The sequence below is a fragment of the Microbacterium sp. NPDC055442 genome, from assembly GCF_053644215.1.
The window spans coordinates 222,917-241,039 of sequence record NZ_JBSHLF010000005.1 but is presented as its reverse complement, the minus strand read 5'-3'; the positions used below and the strand labels follow the sequence as shown (position 1 = coordinate 241,039).

The 18,123-nt window shown below is 67.9% G+C and carries 29 protein-coding genes; 2 read left to right on the top strand and 27 right to left on the bottom strand.

All coding sequences use genetic code 11. The annotated features are described in order from the left end of the window. Positions 1–20: 20 nt before the first annotated feature. On the top strand, positions 21–572 hold the full coding sequence (locus ACWIBS_RS13175; RefSeq protein WP_376130382.1) for a cell wall protein: 552 nt from the start codon (positions 21–23) through the stop codon (positions 570–572). A 13-nt stretch (positions 573–585) separates the two neighbouring features. On the opposite strand, the gene ACWIBS_RS13170 is transcribed toward ACWIBS_RS13175, so the two are convergent. Both ACWIBS_RS13170 and truA read right to left on the bottom strand, forming a co-directional pair. Beyond that, on the bottom strand, positions 586–1,281 hold the full coding sequence (locus ACWIBS_RS13170) for an endonuclease/exonuclease/phosphatase family protein (RefSeq protein WP_376130385.1): 696 nt from the start codon (positions 1,279–1,281) through the stop codon (positions 586–588). Between the two features lie 58 nt (positions 1,282–1,339). Next, positions 1,340–2,176, bottom strand: a complete 837-nt coding sequence (gene truA / locus ACWIBS_RS13165) for a tRNA pseudouridine(38-40) synthase TruA (protein ID WP_376130388.1) — start codon at positions 2,174–2,176, stop codon at positions 1,340–1,342. 85 nt (positions 2,177–2,261) lie between these two features. Between truA and ACWIBS_RS13160 the strand changes: the two genes are divergently transcribed. Then, the gene (locus tag ACWIBS_RS13160; protein WP_376130391.1) at positions 2,262–4,283 is read left to right on the top strand and encodes an acyltransferase family protein; all 2,022 of its coding nucleotides are present in this window, start codon (positions 2,262–2,264) and stop codon (positions 4,281–4,283) included. A 97-nt stretch (positions 4,284–4,380) separates the two neighbouring features. On the opposite strand, the gene rplQ is transcribed toward ACWIBS_RS13160, so the two are convergent. From rplQ to rpsS, 25 genes are all read right to left on the bottom strand, one after another. Further along, the gene (gene rplQ / locus ACWIBS_RS13155; RefSeq protein ID WP_376129453.1) at positions 4,381–4,935 is read right to left on the bottom strand and encodes a 50S ribosomal protein L17; all 555 of its coding nucleotides are present in this window, start codon (positions 4,933–4,935) and stop codon (positions 4,381–4,383) included. Positions 4,936–4,966: 31 nt separating this feature from the next. Further along, positions 4,967–5,956 (bottom strand): DNA-directed RNA polymerase subunit alpha, encoded by a 990-nt coding sequence (locus ACWIBS_RS13150; RefSeq protein WP_376129455.1) that lies wholly within the window; start codon positions 5,954–5,956, stop codon positions 4,967–4,969. A gap of 173 nt (positions 5,957–6,129) precedes the next feature. After that, the gene (gene rpsK, locus ACWIBS_RS13145; protein WP_376129457.1) at positions 6,130–6,528 is read right to left on the bottom strand and encodes a 30S ribosomal protein S11; all 399 of its coding nucleotides are present in this window, start codon (positions 6,526–6,528) and stop codon (positions 6,130–6,132) included. Positions 6,529–6,560: 32 nt separating this feature from the next. Beyond that, positions 6,561–6,935 (bottom strand): 30S ribosomal protein S13, encoded by a 375-nt coding sequence (gene rpsM, locus ACWIBS_RS13140; protein WP_376129460.1) that lies wholly within the window; start codon positions 6,933–6,935, stop codon positions 6,561–6,563. A gap of 214 nt (positions 6,936–7,149) precedes the next feature. After that, positions 7,150–7,266: a 50S ribosomal protein L36 gene (gene rpmJ / locus ACWIBS_RS13135; protein ID WP_376129462.1), complete on the bottom strand. Its 117-nt coding sequence runs from the start codon at positions 7,264–7,266 to the stop codon at positions 7,150–7,152. 79 nt (positions 7,267–7,345) lie between these two features. Beyond that, a complete protein-coding gene (gene infA, locus ACWIBS_RS13130; protein WP_017201569.1) occupies positions 7,346–7,567 on the bottom strand; it encodes a translation initiation factor IF-1 in 222 nt (73 codons plus the stop codon). 148 nt (positions 7,568–7,715) lie between these two features. Continuing rightward, positions 7,716–8,387, bottom strand: coding sequence for a DsbA family protein (locus ACWIBS_RS13125; RefSeq protein WP_376129465.1), 672 nt, complete (start codon positions 8,385–8,387; stop codon positions 7,716–7,718). A 16-nt stretch (positions 8,388–8,403) separates the two neighbouring features. Then, positions 8,404–9,240 carry a type I methionyl aminopeptidase gene (gene map / locus ACWIBS_RS13120; protein WP_376129468.1) on the bottom strand — a complete coding sequence of 279 codons (837 nt, stop codon included), beginning with the start codon at positions 9,238–9,240 and terminating at the stop codon, positions 8,404–8,406. Between the two features lies 1 nt (position 9,241). Continuing rightward, positions 9,242–9,844 (bottom strand): adenylate kinase, encoded by a 603-nt coding sequence (locus ACWIBS_RS13115; protein WP_376129567.1) that lies wholly within the window; start codon positions 9,842–9,844, stop codon positions 9,242–9,244. 104 nt (positions 9,845–9,948) lie between these two features. Further along, positions 9,949–11,271 carry a preprotein translocase subunit SecY gene (secY, locus tag ACWIBS_RS13110; protein WP_376129471.1) on the bottom strand — a complete coding sequence of 441 codons (1,323 nt, stop codon included), beginning with the start codon at positions 11,269–11,271 and terminating at the stop codon, positions 9,949–9,951. Positions 11,272–11,373: 102 nt separating this feature from the next. Next, complete coding sequence (rplO, locus tag ACWIBS_RS13105) at positions 11,374–11,928, bottom strand: 50S ribosomal protein L15 (protein WP_376129474.1); 555 nt, start codon at positions 11,926–11,928, stop codon at positions 11,374–11,376. Beyond that, positions 11,928–12,113, bottom strand: coding sequence for a 50S ribosomal protein L30 (gene rpmD / locus ACWIBS_RS13100; RefSeq protein ID WP_045275468.1), 186 nt, complete (start codon positions 12,111–12,113; stop codon positions 11,928–11,930). Before rpmD ends, rplO begins: the two co-directional genes overlap by 1 nt. Further along, complete coding sequence (rpsE, locus tag ACWIBS_RS13095) at positions 12,113–12,805, bottom strand: 30S ribosomal protein S5 (RefSeq protein WP_376129476.1); 693 nt, start codon at positions 12,803–12,805, stop codon at positions 12,113–12,115. The genes rpmD and rpsE overlap by 1 nt, the downstream gene beginning before the upstream one ends. Next, positions 12,802–13,161 carry a 50S ribosomal protein L18 gene (rplR, locus tag ACWIBS_RS13090; protein ID WP_376129479.1) on the bottom strand — a complete coding sequence of 120 codons (360 nt, stop codon included), beginning with the start codon at positions 13,159–13,161 and terminating at the stop codon, positions 12,802–12,804. Before rplR ends, rpsE begins: the two co-directional genes overlap by 4 nt. A 2-nt stretch (positions 13,162–13,163) precedes the next feature. Continuing rightward, entirely contained in the window at positions 13,164–13,700 is a 537-nt protein-coding gene (gene rplF / locus ACWIBS_RS13085) for a 50S ribosomal protein L6 (RefSeq protein ID WP_376129482.1), read from the bottom strand. A 6-nt stretch (positions 13,701–13,706) separates the two neighbouring features. After that, on the bottom strand, positions 13,707–14,105 hold the full coding sequence (gene rpsH, locus ACWIBS_RS13080; RefSeq protein WP_376129485.1) for a 30S ribosomal protein S8: 399 nt from the start codon (positions 14,103–14,105) through the stop codon (positions 13,707–13,709). Positions 14,106–14,246: 141 nt separating this feature from the next. Beyond that, positions 14,247–14,837, bottom strand: a complete 591-nt coding sequence (rplE, locus tag ACWIBS_RS13075) for a 50S ribosomal protein L5 (RefSeq protein ID WP_376129487.1) — start codon at positions 14,835–14,837, stop codon at positions 14,247–14,249. A 2-nt stretch (positions 14,838–14,839) separates the two neighbouring features. Beyond that, positions 14,840–15,199, bottom strand: coding sequence for a 50S ribosomal protein L24 (rplX, locus tag ACWIBS_RS13070; protein WP_376129489.1), 360 nt, complete (start codon positions 15,197–15,199; stop codon positions 14,840–14,842). Positions 15,200–15,201: 2 nt separating this feature from the next. Continuing rightward, entirely contained in the window at positions 15,202–15,570 is a 369-nt protein-coding gene (rplN, locus tag ACWIBS_RS13065; protein ID WP_376129491.1) for a 50S ribosomal protein L14, read from the bottom strand. Next, positions 15,567–15,893 (bottom strand): 30S ribosomal protein S17, encoded by a 327-nt coding sequence (gene rpsQ / locus ACWIBS_RS13060; RefSeq protein ID WP_376129494.1) that lies wholly within the window; start codon positions 15,891–15,893, stop codon positions 15,567–15,569. The genes rplN and rpsQ overlap by 4 nt, the downstream gene beginning before the upstream one ends. Next, entirely contained in the window at positions 15,893–16,207 is a 315-nt protein-coding gene (gene rpmC, locus ACWIBS_RS13055; protein WP_159846875.1) for a 50S ribosomal protein L29, read from the bottom strand. Before rpmC ends, rpsQ begins: the two co-directional genes overlap by 1 nt. Continuing rightward, positions 16,207–16,626: a 50S ribosomal protein L16 gene (gene rplP / locus ACWIBS_RS13050; protein ID WP_376129497.1), complete on the bottom strand. Its 420-nt coding sequence runs from the start codon at positions 16,624–16,626 to the stop codon at positions 16,207–16,209. Before rplP ends, rpmC begins: the two co-directional genes overlap by 1 nt. After that, complete coding sequence (gene rpsC / locus ACWIBS_RS13045) at positions 16,626–17,387, bottom strand: 30S ribosomal protein S3 (protein WP_376129499.1); 762 nt, start codon at positions 17,385–17,387, stop codon at positions 16,626–16,628. The genes rplP and rpsC overlap by 1 nt, the downstream gene beginning before the upstream one ends. Beyond that, positions 17,387–17,803, bottom strand: a complete 417-nt coding sequence (rplV, locus tag ACWIBS_RS13040; protein ID WP_376129501.1) for a 50S ribosomal protein L22 — start codon at positions 17,801–17,803, stop codon at positions 17,387–17,389. Before rplV ends, rpsC begins: the two co-directional genes overlap by 1 nt. A gap of 37 nt (positions 17,804–17,840) precedes the next feature. Beyond that, on the bottom strand, positions 17,841–18,122 hold the full coding sequence (rpsS, locus tag ACWIBS_RS13035) for a 30S ribosomal protein S19 (protein ID WP_248170013.1): 282 nt from the start codon (positions 18,120–18,122) through the stop codon (positions 17,841–17,843). Position 18,123: the final 1 nt, after the last annotated feature.

Below are 18,123 nucleotides of genomic sequence, written 5' to 3'. Positions count from 1 at the left end.
TCTGCCACGGAGGGAGCACGATGAAGCACCGCGGCCTGCGGACGAGCTTGATCGCCGCTGCGGCGGGAGCGCTCGTCGTCGGCTTCCCCGTGAGCGCGTACGCCGGAACGATCTACCCACCTTCCGATTCCTGCACGGCATCGCCGGCGACAGCCCCAGCGGGATCCGAGGTCGAGATCAGTTGCGCGGCGGCGACGTTCTCGAGCGACGAGCGAGTCACGGTGACCGTGAGCGGCGCGAACGGAGGCGCAGCGCGAGTCGGTATGGTCCGTCTCGGTGTGTCGACGGCGAGCGGATCCGCTCAGTCCGACGCTGACGGGTCGCTGAAGCCCGTCACCATCACCCTGCCGACGAACGCGTCGGGCATCTACAGCGTCGCGGCGATCTCTGAATCCTCGGCGGGCGGCACCGCGGCCGTCTCGATCGCGTCGACGGCCGGAGGAGAACTGGCCGGCACCGGACCGAACAGCGGCGCTGTGGTGGGCCTCTGGGTCGGGGGTGGCGCGCTCGTCGCGGCCGGTGCGACGCTCGCGACCGCCGCCGTCGTGCGCCGGCGTCAGCTCGCCGACTGACGCGATCGCTGCATCACGCGACGTCGACGCGGCGCTGCTGCTCGGCGACGCGCGCCGTCACGAGGATGGGCAGATGGTCGCTGAGACCCTGCGGCAGTGTGCGCACGTGCTCGATCTCGAATCCGATCGACGTCGCGAAATCGTAGTGGCCGCGGAAGAAGCGATAGCGCGTGTAGGTGCGTGAGTCGCTCAGGCTCAGTTCGTACCCCTGCTCGCGCACCTGCTGGCCGAGGTTCTCCTTGAACACCGGGTAGTTGTAGTCGCCCACCATGAGTGCGGGAAGTCCCGCACCCAACTGCCCCAGCTCGGTCAGGGCCGTGCGGATCTGATGCCGGCGCAGCGAGTTGAGCGCCGTGAGCGGCGCCGCGTGGAACGACGCCACGATGATCTCGCGGCCGTCGTCGATGTCATGCAGCCTGACCCCCAGCATCCGCTCTTCGGCGGGCTTGAGCACGCGGTCGTGCAGCGACTTCTTCAGCGCCAGCGAGCGCACCTCGATCGCGCGATAGGTGTTCTCGCGGTAGTAGACGGCGAGCCCCAGGCGGTTGCGCGCCGTCGCGTCGGCCAGACGCAGGCCGCCGATCGCGTCGGGGATGTCGGTCGTGTCGGCTTCCTGCAGGCAGAGGACGTCGGCGCCGTGGTGCTCGACGAGCTGCACGAGCTCACTCGCGGCGCGATGCTTGCGCAGGTTGTACGAGATCACCTTCATGACTGCTCCACCCTAGGCCCGGCACCTGAACAGCACGTGAGCGACGAGGACTTCCGCGTCATTCGCGGTCACGGCGGGCCCGGGTCTGCGCGGCACGCGTCGCGAGCAGGTCATCGGCGGGGTATCCGACCTCGGTCAGGGTCAGCCCGCGCGCGGCGAGCACCTTCACCTCGGGCACGCGCTCTCGGGCGTCGCGGATGTCCGCCACGTCCTCGACATCGAGCCTGCCCTCGCCGACCGCGACGCACGCCCCCACGAGGGCGCGCACCATGCTGTGGCAGAAGGCGTCCGCGCGAACGTGCGCGATGAGCACGCCGCGGTCATCTCGATGCCATCCGAACTCGAGCAGCGTGCGGATCGTGGTGGCCTCGTCACGGGGCTTGCAGTAGGCGGCGAAGTCGTGCAGCCCCACGAGAGACCGGGCCGCGGCATCCATCTGCTGCTCGTCGAGCGCGGACCGCACGGTCGTCGTGCGCAATCGGTCGAGGGGGTCGTAGCCGGCCGTCCGATCGGCGATGCGGTACTCGTAGCGTCGCCACACGGCCGAGAAGCGGGCGTCGAAGCCCACGGGAGCGAGCGTCGAGCGGTGCACGGCGACGTCGGAGTAGGCCCCCGTGACACCGGTGATCCTCGCCGCGAGGGCGTCGACGGGTGTCGTCGACGCGCGTCTCGCCTCGAGTCGCGCGCGCTGTGCGTCGTCGAGATCGAGGTGCGCGACCTGGCCCGCGGCGTGGACGCCGGCGTCGGTGCGACCGGCGACGACGAGCCGCGGCTCGCCGCCCAGGATTCGGGCGAGGGCGTCTTCGAGCGTGCCCTGAACGGTACGCAGACCCGGCTGCCGCGCCCACCCGCGGAAGTGGGTGCCGTCGTAGGCGATGTCGAGACGTATCCGCACGGGAATCAGCCTACTGACGCCCGGCGTTCTCCCGGCCTGCTGTCGGAGGCCGGACGTAGACTGTCCGTCTCGCCCGGAAGAAGTCATGACGTTCACTGCGCCCGCAACCGCCACCACCCGCTATGCGGGACTGGATGGACTCCGTGCGATCGCGGTGGGGCTCGTCGTGGTGTACCACCTCTTCCCGCCACAGCTGCCCGGTGGATTCATCGGCGTCGACGTGTTCTTCGTCATCAGCGGCTTTCTCATCACGACGCTGCTGCTGCGCGAGCACGCGGCCGCCGGTCGCATCCGCCTGCGGGCCTTCTGGCGGCGTCGCGCCAGACGCCTGCTCCCCGCCCTCGCCCTCGTCGTGACGGTCTGCGCGACCGCCGCCTGGGTCATCGGCGGCGATGTGCTCGTGCGTCTGGGCGCCCAGGTCCTCGGAGCGTTCACCTTCAGCTACAACTGGCTGTCGATCGCGGGAGGCGACGGCTACTTCAGCGCCGCGGCGCCCGAACTCTTCCGCAACTTCTGGTCGCTCGCCGTCGAAGAGCAGTTCTACGTCCTGTGGCCGATCCTGCTGCCCCTGTTCCTGCTGATCCCGCGGGCGTGGGGGCGGATCGCCGCCGTCCTCGCCCTCGCCGCGGCCTCGGCCGTGTGGATGGGCGTCGTCGCATCGACCGGCGGCATCACCCGCGGCTACTTCGGGACCGACACGCACGCGTTCGGCATCCTGCTCGGCGTCGCCCTCGCCTTCGCGCTGTTCGGCGTCGTGCACCGAGCGAGGCCCACGCCGGCCGACGTGACGCTCGCGGACGGCTGGACCGTCGTGCAGCCCCGGATCGCCGGCCGTCGGATGCCGAGCCGCGCCGCCGTCGTCACCGCCGTCCTGGGCGGTGCGTCACTCATCGCAATCGCAGCGCTCGCGCTCGTGCCTCCGACCATGACCGCGGCAACCTTCCCCGGCGCCGTGCTGGCGGCGAGCCTGCTGAGCGTCATCGCCATCGCGGCGGGGATCTGGCCGGGCTCGGTCTTCGGTCCCGCGCTCGACCAGCCGGTGCTGCGCTGGATCGGCGACCGGTCGTACGGCATCTACCTCTGGCACTGGCCGCTGCTCGTCCTCGTCGTCGCCGGCGTGCAGGGCACGGCCCCCGACGCCGGCTTCTCGCCCTGGATCGGCGTGGGCGTGCTCGCCCTCACCCTGGCCTCAGCCGAATTGTCGTACCGCTTCGTCGAGACGCCGGTACGTCGCCACGGATTCCTCGGATCATTCCGGATGCTGCTCACCAGACTGCGCGGCACGCCCGCTGCCCGGCTCGGGGCACTCGCGACGATCGTCGCGGGGACGCTCGTGGTGGGCGGCACGTCGGCGGCGATCGCCATGTCGCCTCTGACCGCCACCGGCGAAGACGTCGTCGCGGCCGGAGCCGCGGCCCTCGAGCGAGCCAAGGAGACGCCCGCTCCTGCGGCCACAGACGCGCCGACCCCCACGCCCCCCGCCACTCCCCGACCCGTCGCCCCGCTCACCGCGGAGCCGCAGCCCACCGTCGCACCGGTCGTGGTGACCGGCGACCAGGTGACCGCCGTCGGCGACTCCGTCATGCTCGCCTCCGCACCCGCGCTGCTCGAGCGGCTGCCGGGCATCCACATCGACGCGGCCGTATCGCGCTCGGCGTGGGCGGGGCCCGGCATCCTCGAGACCCTCGCGGCGAGCGGCACGCTGCGGCCGTACGTCGTCATCGCGCTCGGCACCAACGGCCCCGTCGATCCGTCCTCGCTCGAGGGGATGGCCGCTGCCGCCGGCGACGACAGGCTCGTCGTGCTCGTGAACGCCTATGCTCCACGCGACTGGATCCCCGGCGTGAACGCCGACCTCGCCGCGTTCGCCCAGGGGCGGCCCAACGTCGTCGTCGCCGACTGGTCGGCCGCGATCGCCGACCGCACGGACCTGCTCGCGGGCGACCACGTGCACCCCGGAACCGAGGGCAGCCGGATCTTCGCCGACGTCGCCGCCGGCACGATCGAGCGGGTGCTGCAGGAGCGCGCCGAGCGCCGCTACTCGATGAAGCAGCGCCTGTATGACGACCTCACCCCTCCGCCGTCGCCCCGCGTCCGCACGGACTGACGACAGCGGATGCCGCGACCACCGGCATCCGCTGTAGAAACGCCGAGACCCGCACACCCCAGGGGGTGTGCGGGTCTCGTGATGCGACTCGGTCGCGTCAGGCCTTGTCGGCCTCGACGGCGTCTTCGGCAGCAGCTTCGGCGGCGGCGCCCTCTTCGGGCGACTCCGCTCCGGCGTCGGCCGCGGCGTCCTCGGCGGGAGCCTCCTCGGCGACCTCGGCCTCGGCGGCGGGCGCCTCAGCGGCGGGGGCCTCGGCGGCAGCGGACTTCTTCGCCGACTTCGGCTTCTTGGTCACGGGCTCGAGGACGAGCTCGATCACGGCCATGGGTGCGTTGTCGCCCTTGCGGTTGCCGACCTTCGTGATGCGGGTGTAGCCACCCTCACGATCGGCGACGAGCGGTGCGATCTCGGCGAAGAGGACGTGCACGACCTCTTTGTCGCCGATGACCGACAGCACACGACGGCGCGCGTGCAGGTCGCCGCGCTTGGCGAACGTGATGAGGCGCTCCGCGAGCGGACGCAGGCGCTTGGCCTTGGTCTCGGTCGTCTTGATCGACTTGTGCGTGAAGAGCGCGGCGGCGAGGTTCGCAAGCAGCAGACGCTCGTGTGCGGGGCCGCCTCCGAGGCGGGGACCCTTCGTGGGCTTAGGCATTCTCAGTTACTCCAGGGTGAGTGTCGATCGATCAGACGGTTTCGTCTTCGTAGCCGCCGTAGAAGTGCGCGCCGTCGAACCCGGGAACCGAGTCCTTGAGCGACAGTCCGAGCGAGACGAGCTTGTCGCGCACCTCGTCGACCGACTTCTGGCCGAAGTTGCGGATGTTCATGAGCTGGGTCTCCGACAGGGCGACCAGCTCGGACACCGTGTTGATTCCCTCGCGCTTGAGGCAGTTGTACGAGCGGACCGACAGATCCAGGTCCTCGATCGGCATGGACAGCTCGTTCGAGAGGACCGTCTCGACCGGCGCGGGGCCGATCTCGATGCCCTCGGCCTCGACGTTCAGCTCGCGGGCGAGCCCGAACAGCTCGGTCAGCGTGCGACCGGCCGATGCCACCGCGTCACGCGGAGCGATCGACGGCTTCGCCTCGACGTCCAGGACGAGCTTGTCGAAGTCGGTGCGCTCCCCGGCACGCGTCGCGTCGACGCGGTACGAGACCTTCAGCACGGGCGAGTAGATCGAGTCGACCGGGATCTGGCCGGCCTCGGCGTACTCGTTGCGGTTCTGGGTCGCCGAGACGTAGCCGCGACCGCGCTCGATCGTCAGCTCGAGCTCGAACTTCGCGGTGTCGTTCAGCGTCGCGATGACCAGCTCGGGGTTGTGCACCTCGACACCGGCGGGCGCGGAGATGTCGGCGGCCGTGACCTCACCGGCGCCGGTCTTGCGCAGGTAGGCGGTGATGGGCTCGTCGCGCTCGCTCGAGACGACGAGCTGCTTGATGTTGAGGATGATCTCGGTGACATCCTCCTTGACCCCGGGGATGGTGCTGAACTCGTGCAGCACTCCGTCGATGCGGATCGACGTGACGGCGGCGCCGGGGATCGACGAGAGAAGGCTGCGACGCAGCGCGTTGCCGATCGTGTAGCCGAAGCCGGGCTCCAGCGGCTCGATGATGAAGCGGCTGCGGAACTCCCCGATCTTCTCCTCGGTCAGGGTGGGACGCTGTGCAATGAGCACTATGTGTTCCTTTCGATCACGTGCCCGCTATATGACACGTGCGGTGTGTGAGGTGTTGAGTTCTACTCGGGGGATGCCTGGGCCCAGGCATCCGATGTCTCGAAGCGGCCGACGCGCGGCCTACTCGACAACCGGCACGGTGCGAGCAGGCCACGCGCGGCGCGTGAGTGGGATCAGACGCGGCGGCGCTTGGGCGGGCGGCACCCGTTGTGCGCCTGCGGAGTGACGTCCTGGATCGAACCGACCTCGAGACCAGCGGCGGTGAGCGAACGGATCGCCGTCTCGCGACCCGAGCCCGGGCCCTTCACGAAGACGTCGACCTTCTTGACGCCGTGCTCCTGCGCCTGACGGGCAGCAGCCTCGGCCGCCATGCCGGCGGCGTACGGCGTCGACTTGCGCGAGCCCTTGAAGCCCACGCCACCCGACGACGCCCAGCTGATGACGGCGCCCGACGGGTCGGTGATCGAGACGATCGTGTTGTTGAACGTCGACTTGATGTGGGCGTGGCCCAGCGCGATGTTCTTCTTCTCCTTGCGGCGCGGCTTGCGCGCGGCGGACTTGGCCTGTGCCATGTGCGTGTTCTCCTGAACCTTCGGGGCCGCGCTTAGCGCGCCTTCTTCTTGCCGGCGACCGTGCGCTTCGGACCCTTGCGGGTACGCGCGTTCGTCTTCGTGCGCTGCCCGCGCACCGGGAGGCCGCGGCGGTGACGCAGACCCTCGTAGGAGCCGATCTCGACCTTGCGGCGGATGTCGGCGGCCACCTCGCGGCGGAGGTCACCCTCGACCTTGTAGGTGCCCTCGATGTGGTCGCGGAGGGCGATGAGCTGGTCGTCGCTGAGGTCCTTGACGCGGACGTTCTCGTCGATGCCCGTCGCGGTGAGGATCTCGCTCGAGCGGGTACGGCCAACGCCGTAGATGTAGGTAAGGGCGATCACCACGCGCTTATCGCGCGGGATGTCGACGCCGGCAAGACGTGCCATGCGGCTCTCCTAAGGAGTAGGTGGAGGTATGGAGCAGGATCTGTGCTCGGGCCTCCGCCCGAGGTGTCCCCTGCGCCGAAGCGCCGGTTCCGAACCTGCCTGTGTGATGTGTTCAGTTGTGTGTCAGATCTCGATACGCGTCGCCTGCGGCGGCGCTACTCGATCTTGAGTCGAATCGCGTGAGTTCCGCTTCGCGAAAGTCACCCGACTCGACTCAGCCCTGGCGCTGCTTGTGACGTGCGTTCGACTTGCAGATCACCATGACGCGACCGTGGCGACGGATGACCTTGCAGTGGTCGCAGATGGGCTTGACGGAGGGATTGACCTTCATGATTTCCTGTTTCGCTGTCTTCGCCGCGCGCGACCCTTCGACGAGCTCAGGGACGAGCGGGCGTTACTTCTCGACCGGTCTAGCGGTAGCGGTAGACGATGCGGCCGCGCGTGAGGTCGTAGGGCGAAAGCTCTACGACGACGCGGTCCTCGGGGATGATGCGGATGTAGTTCTGTCGCATCTTGCCCGAGATCGTGGCGAGGACCTTGTGTCCGTTGCTGAGCTCGACGCGGAACATCGCGTTGGGCAGAGCCTCGGAGATCACGCCCTCGATCTCGATGACACCGTCTTTCTTCGCCATACGCTCGCTAACACTCGCGGCAGACCGGTCGGTCTGCGGATGGATGGGATTGCGGTTCCCGACACGCCAATAAAGGCGCAAGGCACCAACACTCAAGCATACGTGATAGTGGGGCCGGCGGCAAACCGCGGTGCCGCGGCCCCCGCGATCAGCGCAGCGGCGCGAGGAGGTCGGCCGCGGGGTCGCCCGTCAGGGTGACGAAATCGCCGTTGAGGACGATCGTCGGGGTGCCGGCGCCTCCGCCGGGGCCCTCGGGGATCGAGTTGGTCTGCTTCCGCACGAAGTCGACGTACTCGCGCTCTTCGACGCACGTGTCGATGCCCGTCGCTCCGGCCTTCTCGGCTTCGGAGATCAGCTGCTCGTCGGTGAGCCCTCCACCCGTGGGGCCTGCGCCGAAGACGGCCTGCATGAAGGGGTAGGACGCGTCCGGTGCGGCCTCGGCGACGCAGTACATGGCGTTCGCCGAACGCTCCGAGAAGTCCGTTCCCGATGCGGCGTTGAGGTTCGCGAGCGCGACCGGGAAGAGGTTCGCGGTGATCGTGCCCTCGTCGAGCAGATCGTCGACCGTCGGGCCGTACGTCTTCTCGAAGTTCTGGCAGTGCGAGCAGTAGAAGTCGAACCACACATCGAGCTCGTCGGATCCGGTGCCGACCTGGATGGCGCCGGTCTCGGAGTTGATGCCCGAGCTCTCCGGCCGGGGACCCGGGGCGTTCGCGGTGTTGTTCATCCAGACGACCAGCACCGTCACGAGGATGAGCGCCACGACGACGCCGATGCTGATCCAGATCGCGAACGGGTTGACCTTGCGTGCCTGTGCCATGACTTCCTCTCCGGCCTCAGCCGATGGGTCGGGGGGTGATGCCGAATGGCGCGAGTCCCTCCGCGCCGCCGTCGGGTGCCGTCAGCACCCAGATGCCGTCGTCGTGCACCGCGACGCTGTGCTCCCAGTGCGAACCGGCGGTTCCGTCGAGGGTCGACACCGTCCAGCCGTCATCTTCGATGAAGGTCTCCTGGTCGCCGATGACGACCATGGGCTCGATCGCGAGCACGAGTCCGGGGCGGACTTCGGGCCCGGGGTCGGAGACCCGGTAGTTGAACACCGACGGCGACTCGTGCATCTTCCGGCCGATGCCGTGCCCGACGTAATCGCGCAGGATGCCGTACCCGCCCTCGGGAGCGTTCGCCTCGATGTGGTCCTCGATCGCGGCGCCGATCTCACCGAGGTGCTTCGCTCCCGCGAGCGCGGCGATGCCGGCCCACAGCGACCCCTGCGTGACGTCGGACAGCCGCTGCCGCGCGGCGACGACGTCGGGTCGCGAGGGGTCGGGCAGCACGACGCTGAATGCGGAGTCGCCGTTCCAACCGCGGAACTGCGCGCCCGCGTCGACGGACAGGATGTCACCGGGCTGCAGAACGCGCTCGCCCGGGATGCCGTGCACGACCTCTTCGTTGACCGAGGCGCAGATCGTGTGGCGATAGCCCCGCACGAGCTGGAAGTTCGATTCCGCGCCGCGCTCGGTGATCGCAGCGGATGCCGCGGCATCCAGCTCGGCGGTCGTGACACCGGGTGCCACGAGCGCGCGAACGGCGTCGAGCGCAGCCGCCGTGATGCGACCGGGCTCGATCATCGCCCGCAGCTGGGCGGGCGTCTTGTAGATGGAGCGGCGCAGCACGTCAGGAAGCGGTCGGGACGATCCCGCGGGCGCGGAGCGCGCCGATGACGCGTGCCGTCACCTCGTCGAGCGAGCCGACGCCGTCGATCGAGTCGACGATGCCCCGGTCGCGGTAGACCTCGAGGATCGGTGCCGTCTCGCGCTCATAGATCGCCAGGCGGTTCTCGATGACCTCTTCCGTGTCATCCGTGCGGCCCTGTTCGAGCGCGCGACGGCGCAGGCGATCGACGCTCACGGCGCGCGCCACGCCCAGTTCGAGCACGGCGGTCAGCGGCTCGTCACGCGTGACGAGGTACTCGTCGAGCATGCCGAGCTGGCCGAGGTTGCGCGGAAATCCGTCGAGCAGGAAGCCGGTCGCCGCGTCGGGCTCACCCAGACGATCGCGCACGACCTCGAAGGTCAGCGCGTCGGACACCAGATCCCCCGCCTCGATGACGGCCTTCACCTGGCGACCGAGGTCGGTCTCGTCCTTGATGTTCTGACGGAAGACGTCACCGGTCGAGATCGCGGCGATGCCGAACAGCTCAGCGATGCGCGCGGCCTGCGTGCCCTTTCCCGAGCCCTGCGGACCCACCAGCACGAGTCGCGCCGGCTGAAGCGGCACCTCTTCGCCGCGGCGGTGCGCCGCGCCTTCGCGGTGCTGCTCGTGCTCGCCGAACGCGAGGTGTCCCTCGTGGCGGTCGTGGTGGGGGTGCTGAGGCGTGTTCGTCAACGGAGGAGCCCTTCGTAGTGACGCTGCTGGAGCTGAGCATCGATGTCCTTCACCGTCGCCAGTCCGACGCCGACGATGATGAGGATCGATGCGCCGCCGAACGGGAAGTTCTGGTTCGCGCCGACCGTCGACAGGGCGACAAGCGGAATGAGGGCGATGAGACCGAGGTACATCGAGCCGGGCGCGGTGATGCGCGTGAGCACGTAGTCCAGGTATTCGGCGGTCGGACGCCCGGCACGGATGCCGGGGATGAACCCGCCGTACTTCTTCATGTTGTCGGCGACCTCGACGGGGTTGAACGTGATCGCGACGTAGAAGTACGTGAAGCCGACGATGAGCAGGAAGTACAGCGCCATGTAGAGCGGGTGGTCGCCCGTGACGAGGTACTGCTGGATCCAGGTCACCCATGCCGGAACCTCTTCGCCCGGCTGCGGCTGGTTGAACTGCGCGATGAGCGCGGGGATGTACAGCAGCGACGAGGCGAAGATGACCGGCACGACGCCGGCCTGGTTGACCTTGATCGGGATGTACGTGTTCGTGCCGCCGTACGTGCGGCGCCCGACCATGCGCTTGGCGTACTGGACGGGGATGCGGCGCTGCGACTGCTCGACGTAGACGACGAGCGCCATGACGAGGATGCCGACGGCCAGCACGAGCAGGAAGACCTCGAAGCCACGCGCCTGTGCGATGGCCCACAGCGAACCGGGGAAGGTCGCCGCGATCGAGACGAAGATGAGCAGCGACATGCCGTTGCCGATGCCGCGCTCGGTGACGAGCTCGGCGAACCACATGATGAGGCCGGTGCCGGCGGTCATCGTGATGATCATGAGCAGCTGGGCCCACCACACGTCGTTCGTCAGCAGCTGCTCGCACTCGGGGATGCCGGTGAACCCGAACAGCTGACCGCTGCGAGCCACGGTGACGAGAGTCGTCGACTGCAGCAGCGCGAGGGCGATCGTGAGGTAGCGGGTGTACTGCGTGAGCTTCGCCTGGCCCGCCTGGCCCTCCTTGTGGAGCGCCTCGAAGTGCGGGATGACGACGCGCAGGAGCTGCGTGATGATCGTCGCGGTGATGTAGGGCATGACGCCCAGCGCGAAGATCGACAGCTGCAGCAGGGCGCCGCCCGAGAACAGGTTCACGAGCGAGAGGAGGCCCTCGGTCCCCGCCGAATCTCTCAGGCAGGACTGCACGTTCGGGAAGTCCACGAACGGAGTCGGCACGTGCGCGCCGAGCCGATAGATGGCGATGATCGCGAGCGTGAAGGCGATCTTCCGCCGCAGGTCGGGTGTACGGAAGATCCGCGCAATGGCGCTGAACAAGACGATGCCTCCAGGGGGGATGCCGGTGCGCTCGCAGCGCACACGAAACCCAGGTTAGCCCAGAGAGGGCCGGAGGATGTCCTCCGGCCCTCTCCGTGCGTGTTACTTGACGGTGCCGCCTGCCGCGACGATCTTCTGCTCGGCGGAACCCGAGACCTTGTCGACGGACACGGTGAGCTTGACCGAGATGTCGCCGGTGCCGAGCACCTTGACCTTCTCGTTCTTGCGGACGGCTCCCTTTGCGACGAGGTCGCTCACGGTGACGTCTCCACCGGACGGGTAGAGTTCGGCGAGCTTCTCGAGGTTCACGACCTGGTACTCGACGCGGAACGGGTTCTTGAACCCGCGCAGCTTCGGCGTACGCATGTGCAGCGGCATCTGGCCGCCCTCGAAGCCGACCCGCACGGTGTTGCGGGCCTTCGTGCCCTTGGTGCCGCGACCGGCCGTCTTGCCCTTCGAGCCCTCACCGCGACCGACACGGGTCTTGGCGGTGTGGGCGCCCGGGACGGGACGCAGGTGGTGCACCTTGAGGACGCCGGGCCGGGATGCCGGGGCATCCTTCTTCGGCGCGGCCTTGGTGGCGGCCGGCTTCTTGGCGGCAGCCTTCTTGGGCGCGGCCGTGACGGCCTCGTCCTTCTTCTCGGCCTTCTCAGCCATTAGTCGATCTCCTCAACCTTCACGAGGTGGGCGACGGTCTTGACGTAACCGCGCGTCTGCGCGTCGTCCGGACGGACGACCGAGTCGCCGATCCGCTTGAGACCGAGCGAACGCAGCGTGTCGCGCTGGTTCTGCTTCTCGCTCACCTTGGACTTGACCTGTGTGACCTTCAGACGTTCGGCCATCATGAACCTGCCTTCGCTGCCTCAGCGGCCTTGGCCTCGTTGCGGAGCAGGATCGCCGGTGCAACCTGGTCGTAGTCCAGGCCACGGCGCGCGGCGACCGCACGGGGCTCCTCGAGCATCTTCAGCGCCGTGACCGTCGCGTGCACGATGTTGATCGTGTTCGACGAGCCGAGCGACTTCGAGAGGACATCGTGGATGCCGGCGCACTCGAGCACGGCGCGGACGGGACCACCGGCGATGACACCGGTACCCGCGGCGGCGGGGCGAAGCAGCACGACGCCTGCGGCGGTCTCACCCTGCACGGGGTGCGGGATGGTCTTGCCGACGCGGGGCACGCGGAAGAAGTTGCGCTTGGCCTCTTCGACACCCTTCGAGATGGCCAGGGGCACTTCGCGGGCCTTGCCGTAGCCGACGCCCACGAGACCGTTGCCGTCACCCACGACGACGAGCGCCGTGAAGCTGAAGCGACGGCCGCCCTTGACGACCTTCGACACGCGGTTGATGGTGACGACGCGCTCGAGGAACTGGCTCTCGTTGCGGTCGCGACCACGGTCGCGCTGGTTCTGGTTGCGCTCACGTCCGCCGCGGCGCGGCTCGCGCTCGCGCTCGGCGGGCGCCTCCGTGGCGGGTGCCTCGGTGGCCGCAGCCGGCTCAGCGGTCGTGGTCACTTCGTTCTCCTTGTTCTCACTCACAGGTTCAGACCTCCCTCGCGGGCGCCGTCGGCGATCGCCGCGACCCGGCCCGCGTAGCGGTTGCCACCGCGGTCGAACACGACGTCTTCGACGCCGGCGGCCTTCGCACGCTCGGCGACGAGCTCGCCGACCTTGCGCGCCTTGGCGGTCTTGTCACCGTCGAACGAACGCAGATCGGTCTCCAGCGTCGACGCCGAGGCCACGGTGTGACCCTGGCTGTCGTCGACGAGCTGGACGAACACGTGACGCGAGGAACGCGTGACCACGAGGCGGGGACGCTCGGCAGTGCCGACGACCTTCTTGCGAAGGCGGGCGTGACGACGCGCGCGGGCGTCGGACTTCGACTTCACAGCCATGCTTACTTACCAGCCTTTCCGGCCTTGCGGCGGACGACCTCGCCCGCGTAACGCACACCCTTGCCCTTGTAGGGCTCGGGCTTGCGGATCTTGCGGATGTTCGCAGCCGCCTCACCGACGGCCTGCTTGTCGATGCCGGTCACGGTGACCTTGTTGTTGCCCTCGACCGAGAACGTGATCCCGGTGGGCGGGTCGACGAGCACGGGGTGCGAGAAGCCGAGTGCGAACTCGAGCGAGCTGCCCTTCTGCGCGACGCGGTAGCCCGTGCCGACGACTTCGAGGCCCTTCGAGTAGCCCTGCGTGACACCGATGATGTTGTTGTTGATCAGGGTGCGGGTCAGGCCGTGCAGCGAGCGCGATTCGCGCTCGTCGTCGGGCCGGGTCACGATGACCTGGTTCTCCTCGACCTTGACCTCGAGGGGGCGAGCCACGGCGAGCGTCAGCTCGCCCTTGGGGCCCTTGACGGTGACGTCCTGACCGGAGACCGAGACGGTCACGCCGGCGGGGATGTCGATGGGAAGGCGTCCGATACGCGACATGTCAGATCACCACACGTAGGCGAGAACTTCCCCGCCCACGCCCTTCTGCTCGGCCTGACGGTCCGTGAGAAGACCGGAGGAGGTGGACAGGATCGCGACGCCGAGACCACCGAGCACGGTGGGCAGCTCGGTCGAGCGTGCGTACACGCGCAGACCGGGCTTGGAGACGCGCTTGATGCCGGCGATCGACCGCTCGCGGTTGGGGCCGTACTTCAGCGAGATGGTGAGGGTCTGGCCGACGCGTGCGTCGCTGATCTCCCACCCCGCGATGTAGCCCTCTTTCGTGAGGATCTCGGCGATGTTCGTCTTGAGCTTCGAGTTGGGCATGGCCACGGAGTCGTGGTGTGCCGAGTTCGCGTTGCGCAGACGGGTCAGCATGTCTGCGACCGGGTCTGTCATCGTCATGGTTGTTTTCCTTTGTTCATGAGGTTTCGACACACCGTTACACGCCGGCCGACCTTCGATGATTCAGCAGTATTCAGTTGTGGGAACGGATGCCGCGGGCAGGCGCCGTGCGCCGTGCGCCGAACCCGCGGCATCCGAAGATCAGGCCTGTGCGTTCTCGGTGCGGAACGGGAAGCCGAGGTGGCGCAGGAGTGCGCGGCCCTCGTCGTCCGTCTTCGCATCGGTGACGATCGTGATGTCGAAGCCGCGCACGCGATCGATCCGGTCCTGGTCGATCTCGTGGAACACGGACTGCTCCTGGAGACCGAACGTGTAGTTGCCGTGACCGTCGAACTGCTGGGGCGAAAGCCCGCGGAAGTCGCGGATACGCGGCAGCGCGAGGTTCACGAGGCGGTCGAGGAACTCCCACGCACGGTCACCGCGGAGGGTGACGTGTGCGCCGATGGGCTGGCCCTCGCGCAGCTTGAACTGAGCGATCGACTTGCGTGCCTTCGTGACGATCGGCTTCTGGCCGGTGATCTGGACGAGGTCCGAGACCGCGCCGTCGATCACCTTGCTGTCGCGCGCGGCTTCGCCGACGCCCGTGTTCACGACGATCTTCACGAGACCGGGGATCTGCATGACGTTCGCGTAGCCGAACTCTTCCTGCAGCTGCTTCTTGATCTCGTTCCGGTACTTCTGCTTCAGGCGGGGCTGGATCTTGCCAGCCTCCACGGCAGTGGCGTTGCTCATGTTCAGAGGTCCTTGCCTGACTTCTTCGCGTAACGCACGCGGACGGTGCGCTTGACGCCGTCCTTCGTCTGCTCCTCGACGCGGTGACCGACGCGGGTCGGCTTCTTGCTCGAGGGGTCGACGAGTGCGACGTTGGAGATGTGGATCGGGGCTTCCATCGTCTCGATGCCGCCCGTCTTGGCTCCGCGCTGGGTCTGGCCCACGCGGGTGTGCTTGGTGACGTAGTTCACGCCCTCGACGATGACGCGGTTCTGCTCGGACAGGATCTCGAGGACCTTGCCCTGCTTGCCGCGGTCGCCGCCGCGTTCGGGCTTGGCGCCCGTGATGACCTGAACCAGGTCGCCCTTCTTGATCTTCGCCATGATCAAATGACCTCCGGGGCGAGCGAGACGATCTTCATGAACTTCTTGTCACGAAGCTCACGACCGACCGGTCCGAAGATGCGGGTGCCGCGAGGCTCCCCGTCGCTCTTCAGGATGACGGCGGCGTTCTCGTCGAACTTGATGTAGGAACCGTCGGGACGACGGGTGGACTTGACGGTGCGGACGACGACAGCCTTGACGATGTCGCCCTTCTTGACGTTTCCGCCGGGGATCGCGTCCTTGACCGTCGCGACGATGATGTCGCCCACGCCGGCGTAGCGACGTGCGGAGCCGCCGAGCACGCGGATGGTGAGCAGCTCCTTCGCGCCGGTGTTGTCGGCGACCTTGATGCGGGATTCGTTCTGAATCACTTGGCCTTCTCCAGAATCTCCACGAGGCGCCAGCGCTTGGTGGCGCTCAGCGGGCGGGTCTCGTTGATGACGACCAGGTCGCCGATGCCGGCGGTGTTGCCCTCATCGTGTGCCTTGACCTTGGACGTGCGACGGATGACCTTGCCGTAGAGGGGGTGCTTCACGCGGTCCTCGACCTCGACGACGATCGTCTTGTCCATCTTGTCGCTCACGACGTAGCCGCGGCGCGACTTGCGGTAACCGCGGGCGTCCACGTCGCGCACGTCGTGCTCAGCCGATTCGTGACCGGTCACGACGGCTTCTTCAGCCTTCTTGGTGGCCATCACTCAGCCTCTTCCTTCGTCGCCTCGTCAGCGGCATCCGCCTTCTTGGCCTTGGTCTTCTTCGCCTTCGTCGCCGTCTCCAGCGGTGCGGGCGTGGCACGGATGCCGAGCTCGCGCTCACGGATGACGGTGTAGAGCCGCGCGATGTCGCGCTTGACCGCACGGATGCGGCCGTGGCTCTCGAGCTGGCCGGTGGCCGACTGGAAGCGCAGGTTGAACAGCTCTTCCTTGGCCTTGCGCAGCTCTTCGACCAGGCGCTGGTCTTCGAACGTGTCGAGCTCGCTCGGGGCGAGCGTCTTGGTGCCGATCGCCATTACGCGTCGCCCTCCTCGCGCTTGATGATGCGTGCCTTGAGCGGCAGCTTGTGGATTGCCCGGGTGAGGGCTTCGCGAGCGAGTTCCTCGCTGACACCGGCGACCTCGAAGAGGACGCGGCCCGGCTTGACGTTCGCGACCCACCATTCCGGCGAGCCCTTACCCGAACCCATGCGGGTCTCGGCGGGCTTCTTGGTGAGCGGGCGGTCGGGGTAGATGTTGATCCACACCTTGCCGCCACGCTTGATGTGACGGGTCATCGCGATACGAGCGGACTCGATCTGACGGTTCGTCACGTACGCGGGCGTGAGCGCCTGGATGCCGAACTCACCGAACGACACCTTGGTGCCGCCGGAGGCCTGGCCGGAGCGACCCGGGTGGTGCTGCTTGCGGTACTTGACCTTGCGGGGAATAAGCATCAGGCAGACGCTCCTTCTGCGACGGGGGCCTCGTTGCGGGGGCCACGGCGACGGTCGCCGCCACGGTCGTCACGACCGCGGGGTGCCTTCGGCGCATTCGCCTGCTCGCGCGCGAGTTCCTTGTTGGTGAGGTCGCCCTTGTAGATCCAGACCTTCACGCCGATGCGGCCGAAGGTGGTCTTGGCCTCGTAGAAGCCGTAGTCGATGTTCGCGCGGAGCGTGTGCAGCGGCACACGGCCTTCGCGGTAGAACTCCGAACGGCTCATCTCGGCGCCGCCGAGGCGGCCCGACACCTGGATGCGGACACCCTTGGCGCCGGCGCGCTGCGCGCCCTGCAGACCCTTGCGCATCGCGCGGCGGAACGCCACGCGAGCGGAGAGCTGCTCGGCCACGCCCTGGGCGACCAGCTGCGCGTCGGCCTCGGGGTTCTTGACCTCGAGGATGTTGAGCTGGATCTGCTTGCCGGTGAGCTTCTCGAGGTCGGCGCGGATGCGCTCGGCCTCGGCGCCGCGGCGGCCGATCACGATGCCCGGGCGGGCGGTGTGGATGTCGACGCGAACGCGGTCACGCGTGCGCTCGATCTCGATGTTGCTGACGCCCGCGCGGTCGAGGTTCTTCTGCAGCAGCTTGCGGATCTTGATGTCCTCGGCCACGTAGTCCGCGTAGCGCTGGCCGGGCTTCGTCGAGTCGGAAAACCAGCGCGACACGTGGTCGGTGGTGATCCCGAGGCGGAAGCCGTACGGGTTGACTTTCTGGCCCATTACTTGCTCGCCTTCTTCTTACCGGTCGTTGAGCTTGTCGACGCTGCCGGAGCCGCGTCTGCGACCTCGGGCGTGGAGAGCACGACCGTGATGTGGCTCGTGCGCTTCTTGATCTGGAAAGCGCGACCCTGAGCGCGGGGCTGGAAACGCTTGAGCGTCGTGCCCTCGTCGACGTACGCGTTGGCCACGTACAGGTCCTGCTCGTCCAGGAACTCGCCGTCCTTGTCCGCCTTCACGCGAGCATTCGCGATGGCAGCGGCGACGAGCTTGTAGATCGGCTCACTGGCGCCCTGCGGAGCGAACTTCAGGATGGCCAAGGCCTCCTGAGCCTGCTTGCCCTTGATGAGAGCGACGACACGGCGAGCCTTCTGAGGGGTCACGCGGATGTGCTTCACGCGTGCGATGGAATCCACCATTGCTTCTCCTCCTAATCTCTGTCGAGAGCGCCCCGCGTCAGCGGCGGCGACCCTTCTTGTCGTCCTTCTCGTGGCCGCGGAAGGTGCGGGTAGGCGCGAATTCGCCCAGTTTGTGACCGACCATGGTCTCGCTCACGAACACAGGGATGTGCTTGCGACCGTCGTGCACGGCGATCGTGTGACCCAGCATGGCCGGGATGATCATCGAGCGACGGGACCAGGTCTTGATGACGTTCTTGGAACCGGCTTCGTTCTGGGAGACGACCTTGCGAAGCAGGTGCTCGTCGACGAAGGGGCCCTTCTTAAGGCTGCGAGGCATC